The sequence below is a fragment of the Pseudodesulfovibrio sp. S3 genome, from assembly GCF_004025585.1.
GTDB lineage: Bacteria > Desulfobacterota > Desulfovibrionia > Desulfovibrionales > Desulfovibrionaceae > Pseudodesulfovibrio.
This window is the reverse complement of the sequence record NZ_QTZO01000008.1, coordinates 73,526-89,043: the sequence shown is the minus strand read 5'-3', so window position 1 is coordinate 89,043 and position 15,518 is coordinate 73,526. Positions and strand designations below refer to the sequence as shown.

The 15,518-nt window shown below is 55.2% G+C and carries 12 protein-coding genes; 9 read left to right on the top strand and 3 right to left on the bottom strand.

Going from position 1 to position 15,518, the window contains the following annotated elements; all coding sequences use genetic code 11:
- Window positions 1-6: 6 nt before the first annotated feature.
- The gene (gene asnB, locus DWB63_RS10655) at window positions 7-1,713 is read right to left on the bottom strand and encodes an asparagine synthase (glutamine-hydrolyzing) (protein ID WP_128328824.1); all 1,707 of its coding nucleotides are present in this window, start codon (window positions 1,711-1,713) and stop codon (window positions 7-9) included.
- Between the two features lie 325 nt (window positions 1,714-2,038).
- Between asnB and DWB63_RS10650 the strand changes: the two genes are divergently transcribed.
- From DWB63_RS10650 to nhaB, 6 genes are all read left to right on the top strand, one after another.
- Window positions 2,039-3,433, top strand: coding sequence for a sigma 54-interacting transcriptional regulator (locus tag DWB63_RS10650; RefSeq protein WP_128328823.1), 1,395 nt, complete (start codon window positions 2,039-2,041; stop codon window positions 3,431-3,433).
- An 8-nt stretch (window positions 3,434-3,441) separates the two neighbouring features.
- On the top strand, window positions 3,442-3,780 hold the full coding sequence (locus DWB63_RS10645) for a NifB/NifX family molybdenum-iron cluster-binding protein (protein WP_128328822.1): 339 nt from the start codon (window positions 3,442-3,444) through the stop codon (window positions 3,778-3,780).
- A 315-nt stretch (window positions 3,781-4,095) separates the two neighbouring features.
- Window positions 4,096-4,617, top strand: coding sequence for a CBS domain-containing protein (locus tag DWB63_RS10640; protein WP_128328821.1), 522 nt, complete (start codon window positions 4,096-4,098; stop codon window positions 4,615-4,617).
- Window positions 4,618-4,641: 24 nt separating this feature from the next.
- Window positions 4,642-6,117 carry an SLC13 family permease gene (locus DWB63_RS10635; protein ID WP_128328820.1) on the top strand — a complete coding sequence of 492 codons (1,476 nt, stop codon included), beginning with the start codon at window positions 4,642-4,644 and terminating at the stop codon, window positions 6,115-6,117.
- 95 nt (window positions 6,118-6,212) lie between these two features.
- Entirely contained in the window at window positions 6,213-7,637 is a 1,425-nt protein-coding gene (locus tag DWB63_RS10630) for a transferase (protein ID WP_128328819.1), read from the top strand.
- Between the two features lie 52 nt (window positions 7,638-7,689).
- Window positions 7,690-9,309 (top strand): sodium/proton antiporter NhaB, encoded by a 1,620-nt coding sequence (gene nhaB, locus DWB63_RS10625; RefSeq protein WP_128328818.1) that lies wholly within the window; start codon window positions 7,690-7,692, stop codon window positions 9,307-9,309.
- Window positions 9,310-9,511: 202 nt separating this feature from the next.
- Here the strand turns inward: nhaB and DWB63_RS10620 are convergent, their stop codons facing one another.
- Both DWB63_RS10620 and DWB63_RS10615 read right to left on the bottom strand, forming a co-directional pair.
- Window positions 9,512-9,880, bottom strand: coding sequence for a hypothetical protein (locus DWB63_RS10620; RefSeq protein ID WP_128328817.1), 369 nt, complete (start codon window positions 9,878-9,880; stop codon window positions 9,512-9,514).
- A 113-nt stretch (window positions 9,881-9,993) separates the two neighbouring features.
- Complete coding sequence (locus tag DWB63_RS10615; protein WP_128328816.1) at window positions 9,994-10,296, bottom strand: Dabb family protein; 303 nt, start codon at window positions 10,294-10,296, stop codon at window positions 9,994-9,996.
- Window positions 10,297-10,568: 272 nt separating this feature from the next.
- Here DWB63_RS10615 and DWB63_RS10610 point away from each other — a divergent pair, with 272 nt between their 5' ends.
- Genes DWB63_RS10610 through DWB63_RS10600 form a run of 3 tightly spaced genes read left to right on the top strand, consistent with a single transcriptional unit; the run spans window position 10,569 to window position 15,232 of the window.
- Complete coding sequence (locus tag DWB63_RS10610) at window positions 10,569-13,214, top strand: ABC transporter substrate binding protein (protein WP_128328815.1); 2,646 nt, start codon at window positions 10,569-10,571, stop codon at window positions 13,212-13,214.
- Window position 13,215: 1 nt separating this feature from the next.
- The gene (locus DWB63_RS10605; RefSeq protein WP_128328814.1) at window positions 13,216-14,658 is read left to right on the top strand and encodes a sigma-54 dependent transcriptional regulator; all 1,443 of its coding nucleotides are present in this window, start codon (window positions 13,216-13,218) and stop codon (window positions 14,656-14,658) included.
- Window positions 14,659-14,668: 10 nt separating this feature from the next.
- Entirely contained in the window at window positions 14,669-15,232 is a 564-nt protein-coding gene (locus DWB63_RS10600) for a DNA-3-methyladenine glycosylase I (RefSeq protein ID WP_128328813.1), read from the top strand.
- Window positions 15,233-15,518: the final 286 nt, after the last annotated feature.

Here is a 15,518-nt window from a genome sequence, read left to right as displayed (position 1 = left end):
CCGACCTTATACATAATTGAGAGACTGTTTCCACTTTTCATACGAAAAACAACATAGCCCAAGGTATTTCCTGTCACGCGCATTTCCATCTTCACCCTTGCCTTGGACAGTAATGAACCCCGTTTCCATTCCAGCGGCCAGGGCCTTTGTGCCCAAGACCTCGATATCTCCAAGCAGATCACTGAAGATACTGAATCCGAGCTTGGGCCTGTTGAAAAAGGCCATGGGAAAGTATTGCGCCAGATACTCCTTCATGGGCGACTTGCGTCCGTACTTGGTTGTTATCAACCGCTCGGCAGGCCAGGACAGGACGCCCTCCACGATACGGTGATCCAGGAACGGCACACGGACCTCGACGCTGTTGGCCATGGAGGCGGCGTCAAGGGTGGGGTTCAGATCAAAAAGAACATAGGTCATCAGCTCCAGCCAGCGATGGTTGGCCGAAACGGAAAAATCCGGCAGGGAGAGCTTGTCCAGGATTTCATTGCCGATCTCCCGGAGCGTGGGGATATACCCCTGCAGTTCCTCAATACGGAAATGGTCACTGTTTCGAAAAAGATGCGCCAACTGCTGATTCAGGAACCTGTAGGTCCGCCGTTCATGAAAAGGCAGATAATCCGGTGTATATTCAGGTGACAGCGTCCGGTAATATCCGTGAAACAGCTCATCGGCCCCGTTGGCGCTGATGGCCATTTTATACCCTTTTGCATGAAGCTCCCTGGTCACGGAATTGGGAATGCCGCAACTCATCAGCGGTTCGCCGTGCAGACCGATGACCCGCTCGACATCGGTCTCGTAGTCGGCAAGATCCGGCGTGACGCAGACAAATTTCCGGCCAAAGACCTTTGCCGCGTTTTTCGCGTACCGGGTTTCCGGCGAAGTCAGATGAAAACAATCCAGGCTGTCCATGGCTGCCGCCAGAAAGGTGGAATCCACCCCGCCGCTCAGGAACAAGGCCGATTTCACGTCCGAAACCTGATACTCCCGGACCACGGAGACCATGTCGTCCATGGTAAAACCCGGCCGGTATCGAGGCTCCCAGTACTTGACCGTCTCGAAAGTGCCGTCCGGCAGGCAGCGCACATAATGGGCGGGGCTGACCCGCTCTATCCGGTCATAGACCGTGGTTCGGGTAAAGGGCGCGCCGAGGACGAAAAATGATGCCAGGGCGGGTTTGAAGACCTGCCAGTCAATGTCCGGCGTGGCCTTGACAATGGCCCCGGCACTCGAAGCGAAACAAAACGTGCCGTCATCCAGCAACGCCATAAGCAGCGGCTTTATACCCAGCCGATCCCGTGCGGCATACAACACCCGCTCCCGCTTATTGTAGGCGAGGAAGGCAAACATCCCGGCGCACTTTCCGAGGGCCGTGTCCATGCCCCACTCCTGCAGGGCCATGAGCAGCACCTCGGTGTCCGAGGTGGTCCTGAATTCGTACCGTCCGACAAGCTCTTCCTTGATGGCCCGGTAGTTGTAAATCTCGCCGTTGCAGGACAGAACCCAATCTTCAGATTCCATGGGCTGACCGGCGCGTTCGTTGACATCGATGATGGCAAGTCGGGTATGCGCCAGGCCGACCTCTCCCCTGACGGTCAGCCCCGAGCCGTCGGGACCGCGCAGGTGCATGTTTTCCATGAGCCGTTCAAGTATCGCCTCATGGTAGCCGGTCAGGCCCTCACCGCCCGGCCTGAAAAGACCGCCTATTCCGCACATGATTCTCTCACAACATACCCCATGGAAGCATGCCCCCCTGCTCCAGCATCCTTTCAACACACGTTCTCAACCGTTTCAAATATCCCGACATATCACATGAGACGAGCAACAGTCTGCCCGATGATACAGCTTTGGTCCAGCCAATGCCCGACAGGAGACTGCATCCAATACAATCCGACATTTTTCCACAACAACCCGAGTTATCTGACCTTCCGGATTATCCATATTTTTATCCCATACCCGATCACATGCCAACCTTGTCTTCCATGACATGTTTCATTATGGTTCAAGAGAATCAATTATGCCGAACAACCAAGGACGCCGAATGCCCGTTGCAGACCCCGCCGCACTCATCACGAACCTGACCAGCAAAGGTGGACTGGCCGAGCTGCTCGACACCCTCCCGCTGGGGGTGGCCATCATGGATAAAAAGGGCACCCTGCTCGCCGTGAACAAAAGGTATGAATCCCTGATCGGAGTTGAAAGAAACACTGTGCTCGGCATCCGGTGCCTGCACGCCCTGCGTTGCGAATTCTGCATGAAAGACTGCCCGATCATGACAGGATGGAAAGACAAACAGTCCCATACCGTGGAGACGAACATCGTCAACCGGGCCAGGGAAAAAGTGCCCGTTCATCTCACGTTGGCCCCCCTTCTCGGTGACAAGGGGACTATTCGAGCCATTGTGGAAACAGTGAGCTCCGGCAGCGACCACGTTCTTGATGAAATAGGCAGCGGTGCCAGCGGGCTGGGAGAACTGGTGGGCCGAAGCCCCCAGGTGCGCAAGATTTTCGCCATGACGCCCTCCATTGCCCAGACCGATTCACCGGTACTCATCACCGGCGAAACCGGCACAGGCAAGGACATGCTGGCCGAGGAAATCCATAACGAGTCCGATCGGGACGGCCCCTTCGTAAAAGTCAACTGCGGAGCCCTGCCCGAGCCGTTGCTGGAATCCGAACTCTTCGGTCATGCCAAGCATGCCCTGCCCGGTGCAGACCACGCCAAACCGGGCCGGTTGCGCATGGCCCACGGCGGAACCCTCTTTTTCACGGAAATCGGCGAATTGCCGCTTGCCCTCCAGACCAAGCTCCTCGCATACATGGACGACCACACCGTCCGCCCCATGGGGTCGACCAAAGTCATCCACACAGACGTTCGCATCATGGCCGCCAGTCATTACGATCTGGAAGAAAGAGTTCGTCGGAAACGATTCCGCCAAGACCTTCTCTACCGGCTCAACGTCATCCGGCTGAACCTGCCGCCCTTGCGGGAACGGGGCGAAGACCTGCTTCTGCTCCAGGATCACTTCCTGAAGATGTTCCAGGCCCGATACGGGAAAAAAGTGGATCGGTTCTCCACGAACGTGGACACGCTGCTCAAGTCCTACGCCTTTCCCGGAAACGTTCGCGAACTCAGGAACCTGATAGAATACGCCGTCAATTTCTGCGACAGCAACGTCATCCGAATGCGCCACCTTCCGGGCTACATGCTGCACGGCCCGGACCTGCCGGAAAAGCTCGCCGTGCCCGCGACCCTGAATCCGCACACCCCAGGCGAGGTTCGCTCCGTCCCCCCTGAACGATGGGAAGACGTGCAGCGCAAGATGATCCTCGACGCACTGGTCAAGGCCAACGGCAGGAAAACGCAGGCCGCCGCGCTCCTGGGCTGGGGCCGCTCGACCCTGTGGCGCAAGATGAAACACTTCGGCATCGAATAGGCAACACCATGGAAAAAATACTTATCCCGCTCCTTGGCAAGGAATTGGCCCCCCGCTTCGACCTGGCACCAGAGGTGCTCATCGTCTCTGTCACCAGGGAAACCAGTGTCATGGGCAAGATCAGCGAACGAACCGTCAAACTCGATGAACCGTCATCCGAAACCATGTACAAACTGATCATATCGGAAACCATCCAAACCATCCTCTGCGCCGGCATCGAAAAAGAAGTCTACGAATTCCTGAAACGCAAAGGAATCACTGTGATAGACAACATCTGCGGAGCGGTTGACCCGGTGCTGGAAGCCTACCTCGTCCACAGGCTCACCCCAGGACACAACTACTTTTAGCCCGACGAAAACGTACCATAATGTTTCACTTCGAAACACTCTTGCTGGCAATAATGGTTTCATAATGTTTCAGATTGTTCTTGATCCATATTTCACATAGAACTCTTGACGCAAACTTTGTATTGCTATCTATAGAAATGCGAACCCACTGCACGCCATGGTCGGAACATTTGTCCGACCTGAGGAATTGGGGCTAGGTTTCCAGGCAGGCAACGGTTCACGGCAGCGTTTACGACTACCATGACGTCCTGCTCCCTCTGCTGAGCAGACGTCGCCACCATGAGTAAACAGTTTTTTCTCGGGAGGAGGAACTAGATGAAAGTCAAAGACCTGATGACCCCGGTAGGCGACTACCTGACACTCGGAGCCGATGCAACGCTCGGCGAAGCGGTTGTCGCCTTGAAAGAAGGTAAACACCGGGACATCTTCATTCTGGATGGAAGCGGAGACTTTATCGGCGTACTGACCATGACCGACATTCTCACTGCTCTGGAACCCAACTACAAAAAACTCAGCAAAAAAGATCTGGACACCGACATCCTGTCCAATCGCGTTGTTGCCGAGCAATTCAAGGAATTCAACCTGTGGGCCGACACCCTGTCCAACATCTGTGCCAGAGGCGTTGAAATAAAAGTCGCCGATGCCATGCACGTTCCCGAGGCAAGTCATTACATAGATGAAAATAATGACCTTGAACATGGTCTGCATATGTATATGGTAGGAACGCCCCAGCCTCTTATCGTTCGGGACAAGGGTACAATAACCGGAGTTCTCAGGTTGTCGGACATTTTCAACGAGCTCACCAACCAGATGCGCGCCTGCGCCTTGGGCAAATAGCCCCTGTCGTACAAGGATAATATAATGGAGACTGCACACATCGCAAAACCCGCATTCGACTGGAAACGTTTAATATTTCTTCTCACCGGCATAACGTTGTTCGCCATAGTCTACTCCAGTCCGGCCTGGCCGGACGCGGTCGACCCCATGGGAGAACATTTCCCTCTGTCGCCGGAAGCCAAGGGCGCCATCGCCGTGTTCCTGCTGGCAGGCACATGGTGGGTCTTCGAGGTCGTGCCCATCGGCGTCACCTCGCTCATGATCGGCATCCTGCAGGTCATGTTCCTGATCCGCCCGGCCAAGGTAGCCTTCAAGGACTTCATGGACCCATCCGTCCTGTTCATCTTCGCCTCCATCATGATCGGCCTGGTTTTCACAAAAACCGGCCTGACCAAACGGTTGGCCTACAAGATGCTCGACATCGTGGGTGAACGCACTTCGATGATCTATCTCGGCGTGTTCGTGGTCACCGCCGCCCTGACGCACATCATGGCGCATACGGCGGTCGCAGCCACCATCTACCCGCTGCTGCTCGCCATCTATGCCTTGTACGGCGAAGGGGACAGACCTACCAAATTCGGCAAGGGGCTGTTCATCGGCATGGCCTATGTGGCCGGAGCCGGTTCCATCGTCACCCTGCTCGGCGCAGCACGCGGTGCTGTCGCCATCGGTTTCTACAAGGAAATCGTCAACGTGGACATCGGCTTCTTCGAACTGACCTACTACATGGCCCCCATCGGCTGGGCCATGACCTTCCTGCTCTGGGGCTTCTTCATGGTCGTATGCAAACCTGAAAAGGACCGCATTCCCGGCCTGCGCGAAAAAGCCCGCGAACTCAACGCCAAAATGGGCAGCCTGACCCGTGACGAAATCATGGCCGCCATCATCGTTGCCGTCGTCATCATCATCATGTCCCTGCGCGCCTTCGTGCCGGCCCTCAAGGCAGTAGACAAGACCGCCATCATCCTGTGCTCCTCGGTACTCTTCTTCATCTTCAAGATACTTGATCTCAAGGACCTGGAAGACATCCCGTGGAACATCATCCTGCTCTTTGCCGGAGCCATGTCCATCGGCTTCTGTCTCTGGGAGACCGGTGCCGCAAAATGGATGGCGGTCAACTGGCTGGTCATGTTCCAGAACGCACACTGGTTCGTCTTTGTCATGTCCATCGCCTTCTTCGTCATGATCATGACCAACTTCATAATGAACGTGGCGGCCATAGCCATCTCATTGCCCGTGGCCCTGGTCATCGCGCCCTACCTCGGCGTGGCACCGGAAGTCATCCTTTACGCTTCCCTGGTCATGGCCGGTATGCCCTTCCTGCTGCTGGTAGGTGCGGCGCCCAATGCCATTGCCTACGATTCCGGACAGTTCACCACCGGCGAGTTCTTCGGATGGGGCATTCCTGCATCCCTGCTGCTGATGGTTGTGGTGGGCATCGCCGTCCTCGTCATCTGGCCGCTGATGGGCATGCCCATCACCCTCCCGACTGGAGGCTAGACGCATCGGACCGAGTAAAGTACATATATAATCGGCTGCCGTGTACCATGCACGGCAGCCGTTCCAAATCACAACCCTAAACCTAAAGTGAAAATATGGAAAAACTTGAAGCTCTCTTTGATCACATCACGTCCCGGGTAAACGTCAACTTGAAACCAATGGGCATTGACGTCCGCCCCATTTTGCAAAACGCCATCCCAAGAGAGCGCCATCTGCTCTATTACGCGTTCTACGCATTGACCGAAGACCATCCCATCAGCTTCAAATTCAGCAATTCCAACCTCGCAGGAACCTATTTTCTCGGCAAAACACAGGTTGACCGCTCCGTAGTGTACAAATCAAACGTGCGCGGTGACGAACTCAAGCGCAAGGGCGACATGGTGGAATTCAACGGCGTCAAAACCAAACTATTCTACGATGAAGTCATCCGCATCATCAACTGCTTCCTGGTCAAGACCCTGGTGCACAACAACTCCAAAAACCCGGAAACACCCGAGGTTTTCCGCATCCTGAACACCGTTGCCATGCACTACTCCAACATCCACGGCACCACTACCGAAGGTGTCTATCTCGGCGCGTTCGCCACAGCCGACCTGTCCGTCATGCACAACTGCGTGCTCGGCGATTTCTCCTACGTCCAGGCCGGGGATCTCTCCCGCGTGACCATTGAGCCAGGCCGCGTCTGGATTAAATCCGGTGACCTGTTCGAGTTCAACTACGTTTTCCCCGAAGGCGTGATCGAACAATATGTCAAGCTCGATGAAAACGGCCAACTGACCGGAAAATTCATCGAATACGTAGACGAGTTCAAAGAAGACTTCGTACCGATCTACTCAACGGTATGCGCCCCTGAAGTGGACATGCATATTCCTGAATCCACCTATGTTTCACCATACGCCGTTATAAAGGGCGACTGCGAGATCGGCGAAAACGGACTCATCGTGCAGCGCGCCCACGTGGAAAATTCATACATAGGCAAAGGCTCCAACGCCCAGGAAAACTGCTACATCAAAAACTCCATTTACGAAGGCAACAACGTTACCGCCCATGGCGGCAAGGTCATCTGGACCAAGAACGGCAAGAATGTCTTCGTGGGGTTCAACTCCTTTGTCCACGGCACCGAAGAGTACCCCATCACCATCGGGCGCGACTCCATCATCATGCCGCACACCATCATCGATGCCGAGGAAGAGATCACGATTCCCGACAATTCGGCAGTATGGGGCTATGTCACCAGACAGGCCGACCTCGCCACCCAATGCGTGAATCTGGACGATCTCGCCAAGGCCACCGACATGTCCTTGGGCAACGCCACTTTCAAGGGAGACGGTCAGGCGTTCGTTGATGCATTCAGACACCGTATCAACCATATCCGTGAAGAAAACGGTGCGGATTTCGACGGGAGCGAGAATACTCGCGGACATGCCCAGAAGACGCAAGCCGCATGTTTCAACATCCTTCAACCCTTCCAGACAGGACCGGATGCAGGCATGTATCCGACCATGATTATTGGCGATTAAGCAACGAAGTAGCCCATCACGACCAATACACTGATTTGAGGAGACACAGACTATGGCTCAAACACTGATACAAGCCTTCGGCAAGAATTTTCTCGGTAAAGCACCCAACTGGTACAAAGTTGCCATTCTGGCCTTCCTTGTACTTAACCCCATACTCATGCTCGTTGCCGGTCCGTTCGTAGCAGGCTGGGTACTGATCCTCGAATTCATCTTTACACTGGCAATGGCCCTCAAATGCTATCCGCTGCCTGCAGGCGGTTTGCTGGCCATTGAAGCCGTCATCCTGGGGATGACCTCGCCCGCCACGGTCTATCATGAAGCGCTCAACAACTTCCCCGTCATCCTGCTGTTGATCTTCATGGTCGCGGGTATTTACTTCATGAAAGACTTCCTGCAATTCACCTTCACCCGCATCCTGACAAAGATCAGCTCCAAGGTCATCATATCCTTGCTGTTCTGTTTTGCCGGTGCGTTCCTGTCCGCTTTCCTGGACGCCCTGACCGTCACCGCAGTCATCATCGCCGTGGCCTATGGATTCTACAATGTGTATCACCGCTTTGCCTCGGATCAACCCATGGGCACCGCGCACGACCTCAGCTCCGACGATGCGGTCAAAGAACAGAGCCGGACTGACCTCCTGGAATTCCGCGCCTTCCTGCGCAACCTGATGATGCACGGTGCCGTAGGAACGGCACTCGGCGGCGTCTGCACCCTGGTGGGCGAACCCCAGAACCTGCTCATCGCCGAAGAAATGGGCTGGCACTTCGTTCCCTTCTTCATGCAGGTTGCCCCGGTTTCCATGCCCGTGCTGGTTGTCGGTCTGCTGACCTGTGTTGTTGTCGAAAAATTCAGCCTCTTCGGATACGGCGCACAGATGCCGGGCAACATCCGCTCGCACCTGCTGGAAACCGCCATCGAGATGGAAGAAAAACGTGGAATGGCCGGCAAGGCCAAACTCATCATCCAGGCACTGGTCGGCATCTGGCTGATCCTGGCTCTGGGATTCCATCTGGCAGAGGTCGGCATCATCGGTCTGTCGGTCATCATCCTGCTCACCGCCTTCAACGGCTTCACCGACGAGCACCAATTCGGCCCGGCCTTTGAAGAGGCCCTGCCTTTCACCGCCCTGCTGGTCGTCTTCTTTGCCATTGTCGGTGTCATCCATGACCAGCATCTGTTCGCCCCGGTCATGCACTTCGTGCTCGCCCTGGAAGGCCAACTCCAGCTCGCTGCGTACTACTCGGCCAACGGCCTGCTCTCCATGATCTCGGACAACGTGTTCGTTGCGACCGTGTACATCTCGGAAACCAAGATGCACTTCGAAACCCTCCTGGGCACCATTCCCGGCGTCACCGATGGCATCGCTCTCATGGAGAGACTGACCGACCCCCTCCTTGTCCGCGCCGAGACCATCGCAACCCTGCCTGCTGCCGCACAGGAACCGGTCACCAAGGCCATGATCCACTTCGACAAACTGGCGGTCGCCATCAACACCGGCACCAACATCCCGTCCGTGGCAACGCCCAACGGACAGGCCGCCTTCCTGTTCCTGCTGACCTCGGCACTGGCACCGGTCATCAGGCTCTCCTACGGTCGCATGGTCGTACTGGCTCTGCCCTACACCATCACCATGTCAATCACAGGCCTGGCAGCCACCTACTACTTCCTGTAGAAGCTGCGCACGAAATACCAAAGGCCCTGCGCATATGCGCAGGGCCTTTTCATTTGTACGACAGAAAGAGTATCCGGGTAAAAAACAAACGGCGTACCCTGAATTATTCAGGGTACGCCGACCTGTCTGTTTTTTCAGACGCGTTGGTTCAACGAAAGACCGAACATCCCGCTCAGGATATCCTTGCCCCGAAGAACGATACTTACGCGTCCAGCTTGGGCGAATCCGTCAAATGTTCCCTACACAACCAGACAATGGACTGGCGCTTGGTGTCGAAGTGCGGGCTGACCCCGTGCACAGTACCGCAGACCGCACACATGTGTTCGTTCTCGCATTGCGGGTAACACTCGATGGAATTGAGCATCTGGTTGAAACGCCGGATAATCGGAAACATGGGATGGGCCGCATGACGCCGCCTATCCTTGCTGTTCAACTTGCCATTGTCGTTCACCTTGACCGTGATCATCCGGGAACGGTTGATAAACCCTTCCTTCTTGTTCATCACGACCTTGATAGGCTCTTCCCAACGGCAGATAATCCGCTTTCGCTCCTGATCAAAACGCATAGACATGGTATTCTCCTTGACGATATCCTTCTCGGCGCTGCTTTCCTTCTCCCGCCCGCGCTCGTTTCGAATCGCACCCCCAAGTGTAACCTCCCCAAAACATATTCGATCGATCCATTTTAGATCACGTAATCAACAGCCTTCCGGCTGGCAGCCACCTTCTTCACGAAGCTGACACAGGCCTGGTGTTCGGGATGCCCCTGATACTGATTCAAAGCGTCCACGTCATCATGCTCGGAACAAAGCACTACATGGCATTCAGGATCAGCCTCCACGATATCAACGCTGACCTCGATATGTCTGAGCCCCTGAATACGCCCCGCAAGAGCTTCCAGGATTTCTTTCATCCGGGCACCGTTTTCCGCTGCCGTTTTGCCTTCCGCTTCCTCTTTCAACGTCCACATGACTATATGTCTGACCACCGGACAAACTCCTAATAAAAAAATCAATTAATTTAGCACTATCGGCAAGTGATATTTAATTAACACTTACCTGCATACACCATAATAATCACAAGTTACCATTTTGTCACCCTTGTTACGGAAATATATCATTTCCTCAACACTCCGATCACGCGATGATGGTGCAGCCCATGAAGGCAAGGCCTTGACTTCTGCACATAAAGGCCCAACCTTTGCATTAGCAACACGAGTCAAAATCACCATTGCACAATGGATGCCAAAACCGAGGAACTATGCGCAAACAGATCTGGATACTGCTCCTGCTCACCTGCTTCTGCCTATTGCCTGCACAGGCCGGAGCGGAAAAACCCAAAAAAACCGTCTTCTACCTGAATTCGTATCACCACGGCTACCGGTGGTCAGATGCCATTTTGGAAGGTGTGCGTTCGGTTCTGGACCAGAGCCAGTACAAAATTGATCTGCAAATCGAGTACATGGACGCCAAGCGGTACAATTATGAAGACGTCACAGGCATGCTTCTCCGATTGTACAAGGAGAAATACAAGCACGAACATTTCGACATCATCATTGTTTCCGACAACGACGCCTTTACCTTCGTCAGCCAATACAGGGATATACTGTTCCCCGGAGTGCCCCTGGTCTTCTGCGGCGTGAACGATCTCGAACCCCATGATTTGGATCAGGGCAACCTGACCGGCGTGGTGGAGCGGTTCGACCTTGCCAGCACCTTGGACGTGGCTCTGCGCCTGCACTCGGACAAGCAGCGCATGGTGGTGGTGAGCGACTCGTCCACTGCGGGCACAGCCATCACGCAACAGATCAGGGACCAGGTTGCATCATACCAAAAACCTTTGCAGGTGGAATACTGGATCGATTTCTCCCTGCGCTCGGTCCTTGAGAAAGTGGAGTCCCTGCCCGAAGACACGTTTCTGTTCTTCATCCCTTATTATCAAATCATCAACGGCCGCTTCCTGACAGCGGAAGAGGTCATGCAGACCATTTACAACCGCTCCAGCGTACCGATTTACACTGCCTGGGGATTCCTGATCACCCACGGCGCAGTGGGTGGCAAGGTTCTGTCAGGGAACCTGCATGGACAGCAGACCGCCAACATGGCCCTTGAGATACTGGGCGGAAAAAGCGTGGACGACATACCGGTCTATCGGGAGTACACAGGAGAATACGTCTTTGATTACAACGTGATGCAAAGACTCAAGCTGACTATCGACTCGCTGCCGGAGGGAAGCCGCATCCTCAACGCGCCCAAGGCCTTCTATGAGCTTCCCAAGGAACTGTTCTGGACGATCATGGTCAGCTTCGCCCTGCTGCTGCTCGTTCTTGTTTTCCTGCTCCTGGCCATGATCGAACGAAGGAAGGTGGAACGCAAGATCAAGGATCAGCTGGCATTCCAACAAACCCTCATGGATACCGTTCCCCAACTCGTTTCCTGGAAAGACACCAACGGCCAATATCTTGGAACCAACCGCGCTTTTACCGAATTTTTCGGACTCCGGGAATGGGCCGATCCACTGAGCAGGTCCACCAGCGAAGTCATCCGCGATCCCGAGTACTCGGCCTGGGCCAAGAGTGCCGACAAGGACGTGCTCAACAGGCAAAAGGCTTTTCGCAAGGTCCGGCGCAAATTGATAGATGCCAACGGGAACCCGGCCTGGGTCGAAGTCAACAAAGTACCCATCAACGACCGATCCGGCCAGATCGTGGGCGTGCTCAGCACGGCTGAAAACATCACCAAGGAACGCAACCTGGAAAAGCAGCTTTTGCAATCCCAAAAGATGGAGGCCATCGGCACCTTGGCTGGAGGTATTGCCCATGATTTCAACAACATCCTTACCTCCATCATCAACTCAACAGAATTGGCCGTCAGCGATCTGGACCCGGATTCGATGACCTCCAAGGATTTGCAAAGGGTGCTCAAGGCGGCCCGACGGGGCGGACGCGTGGTCAAACAGATTCTCGCCTTCAGCCGTCCCTCCACCGAAGGATTCCGCGCCACCGATGTGGGCGGGGTCATCACCGAAGCCCTGGGATTTCTGGAATCCTCCATGCCCAGAAATATCGAAATACGCTCCCATATAGCACCTGACTTGGCCTGCGTTCATGCGGACCCGACCCAGATTCACCAAGTAGCCATGAACCTGTTCACAAACGCCTTTCACGCCCTGCGCGGCATCGGCGGCGTCATCGGGGTACGCTTGGAACAGGCCCTCTTGGGCAAGGACGACGCCGACCTGTTCGGGCTGGTACCTGGCGAATACGTCAGGCTGGAAGTCGCTGACAACGGACCGGGCATACCTCCTGAAATCATAGATAAAATATTCGAACCATTCTTCTCCACCAAAGACAAGACCGAGGGAACGGGACTGGGCCTGGCCGTGGTTCACGGCATCGTCAGGAGCCACAAGGGTGGCCTGAAGGTCACTCAGCGTGAAGGCGGCGGTACTTCCTTTACCATCTACCTGCCCAAGGGAAGCGAGGATTTGAACGACCATGCCACGGACATCAATCGTAACCAGTTGCTGGACGTTCGCATCCTGTTCGTGGAAGATGACCAGGATCAGCTCGCCACCACGCCGCGCCTGCTCGAGGCCATGGGATGCAGGGTCACGCCCCTGGAACGGCCCGAGGATGCACTCAACCGACTGATGGAAACACCCGATACCTTCGATCTGGTCATCACGGATTACGACATGCCCGGCATGAGCGGGACTCAACTGGCGCAACGACTGTTCACCTTGAAACCGTCCCTGCCCGTCATCCTGATTTCCGGACGAGAAGACGCGACCACCGCAGCCGCGGGCTTGCCGAACATCCGGCAGGTGGTTATCAAGCCCTACGACAAGGACGATCTTTCCCAAGCCATTTACAGTGTGCTGATCGAAAAGCGAGAAGGGGAATAGCGTGGCCAACATACTCATTATTGATGATGACCTGGACGTCTGCGAAACCATGGAAAGCCTGATAACACGGCTTACCCACCGTTGTGCCGCAGCCCGCACACTGGACGAAGGATTGCGCATGGTTCGCAGTGTGGAATTCGATGTCGTCTTCCTCGACGTCCGGCTCCCCGACGGCAACGGCCTGGACATCCTGCCCGATATCATGGCCCTGCCCGAACCGCCTGAGGTGATCATTCTCACAGGAAAAGGCGATCCCGACGGTGCTGAATTGGCCATCAAGGGCGGCGTCTGGGACTACCTGCTCAAGCCATCCAGTGTTCGAGAGATTTCGCTTACCCTGGGACGCGCCTTGAAATATCACGACGAGAAGCGGGGCCGGGATGCGTCCCAGAACCTCAACCTGACCGGCGTTGTGGGCGACAGCCCGAACATCAAGGTCAGTTACAACCTCTTGTCCCAAGCGGCCCGCTCGAATTCCAATGTGCTCATCACCGGCCAGACCGGCACGGGCAAGGAGTTGTTTGCGTCGACCATCCATGCAAATTCAAAAAGGAAATCCGAAAACTTCATCGTAGTCGACTGCGCCGGACTGACTGAATCCCTGCTGGAATCCACCCTCTACGGCCACCGCAAGGGCGCGTTCACGGGCGCACAGGCCGACCGCATCGGCCTGATCAAGCTGGCAGACGGCGGCACCCTGTTCCTCGACGAAGTAGGGGAAATGCCCCTCTCCATGCAAAAGGCGTTTCTGCGCGTCCTGCAGGAACGGACCTTCCGTCCAGTGGGCGACACTCGTGAACAAACCAGTGATTTCAGACTGATAGCAGCAACCAATCGAGACCTGAGCGAAATGGTGGAACAGAGTGAATTCCGCTCCGACCTGTTCTATCGCCTCAAGACCATGCACATCCACCTGCCTCCCCTGTCACAGCGCACAGACGACATTAGGCCGCTATGCATCTTCCGGGTGCGCCAGCTTTGCCAGCAATACGGGATGCCGCCCAAGACGCTTGGCTCGGACTTTTTCCCGGTGCTGGAAACCTATGACTGGCCAGGCAACGTCCGGGAACTGTTCAACATGCTTGAACGGGCCGTGGTCACTGCCGGTGAAGAAAAAACCCTCTACGCCATGCACCTGCCCCGAGATCTCAGAATCCAGGTGGCCAAGACCCAGATAAAACGCATGACCGGTGACGCCACGGCGCCCGGCCCGAGCGACCCCATGGACACCGAACCGGTCCGCAAACTCGGACAGGACATATTCGAGGACATATTCGACCAGGAACTGCCCACCCTGCGGGACTTCAAGGGAATGGCGGAAAAGGTCTATCTCGGAGAACTCATTCGCCAATGCAACGGCGACCTTGCTAAAATTCTCAAGGCATCCAAGCTGTCCCGTTCCCACTTTTACAGCCTGCTCAAGAAGTACGGCCTATCCCTGTAAGGAAGGACAGATGGCCGATTTCCAATCCTACTGCGAGTTGTGCTGGACTCTGGACGAAAACGACGTAGACCGCGTCTATCACGACACGCAATACGGTTTTCCCATCGATGACGACAACGAACTCTTCGGTCGACTGATCATGGAAATCAATCAGGCCGGCCTGAGCTGGCGGACCATACTCAACAAACAGTCGAACTTCCGTGGGGCCTACGACCAGTTCGATATCGCCACCATAGCCGGATACGGAAAAGAGGACAGGACACGCTTACTCAGCGATTCCGGTATCATCCGTAACAAATTGAAGGTCGGAGCCGCTATTCACAACGCACAGATCATCCTGAACCTGCAAGAGGAATACGGCTCTTTCAAGAACTGGCTGGACAGCCATCACCCCCTGAGCAAGGAGGAATGGACCAAGCTGTTCAAGAAACACTTCAAATTCGTCGGCGGAGAAATAGTCAATGAATTCCTGATGAGTTCCGGCTACCTGAAAGGGGCACACATCGACTCCTGCCCCGTTGCCGAAAAGATCCTGAAGACCGACCCGGCGTGGAAGACGTCCAGAAGCGGATAAGCCACCCAACAGTCGATTCCACTTCCTCCTGAAAAACGACGAGTCTGAAATATTGGACTCGTCTTTTTTATCGCCGAAAACACGCCTTGCCCCGCAACCGCCCATAAATCGGGGCTTTTCCCCTCAATCCACCACAAGACCCAGTCCTTTTTTTCGGACAGCCCCTCTGCCGGGGCCCGGCTCTTAAAACATAGTTACGCCGTAACCACCTGTCGTCACGGAGAAATCACATCTGAAACAGCATTGGCACAATTGTTGAGTATGGAGAGTCTGTCATCAAGTAACC

Excerpts from the sequence above, each read along its gene's own strand:
- DWB63_RS10610 (WP_128328815.1), top strand. The coding sequence starts at position 10,569 with ATGCGCAAACAGATCTGGATACTGCTCCTGCTCACCTGCTTCTGCCTA.
- DWB63_RS10650 (WP_128328823.1), top strand. The coding sequence starts at position 2,039 with ATGCCCGTTGCAGACCCCGCCGCACTCATCACGAACCTGACCAGCAAA.
- DWB63_RS10645 (WP_128328822.1), top strand. The coding sequence starts at position 3,442 with ATGGAAAAAATACTTATCCCGCTCCTTGGCAAGGAATTGGCCCCCCGC.
- nhaB (WP_128328818.1), top strand. The coding sequence starts at position 7,690 with ATGGCTCAAACACTGATACAAGCCTTCGGCAAGAATTTTCTCGGTAAA.
- DWB63_RS10640 (WP_128328821.1), top strand. The coding sequence starts at position 4,096 with ATGAAAGTCAAAGACCTGATGACCCCGGTAGGCGACTACCTGACACTC.
- DWB63_RS10620 (WP_128328817.1), bottom strand. The coding sequence starts at position 9,880 with ATGTCTATGCGTTTTGATCAGGAGCGAAAGCGGATTATCTGCCGTTGG.
- DWB63_RS10630 (WP_128328819.1), top strand. The coding sequence starts at position 6,213 with ATGGAAAAACTTGAAGCTCTCTTTGATCACATCACGTCCCGGGTAAAC.
- DWB63_RS10635 (WP_128328820.1), top strand. The coding sequence starts at position 4,642 with ATGGAGACTGCACACATCGCAAAACCCGCATTCGACTGGAAACGTTTA.
- asnB (WP_128328824.1), bottom strand. The coding sequence starts at position 1,713 with ATGTGCGGAATAGGCGGTCTTTTCAGGCCGGGCGGTGAGGGCCTGACC.
- DWB63_RS10600 (WP_128328813.1), top strand. The coding sequence starts at position 14,669 with ATGGCCGATTTCCAATCCTACTGCGAGTTGTGCTGGACTCTGGACGAA.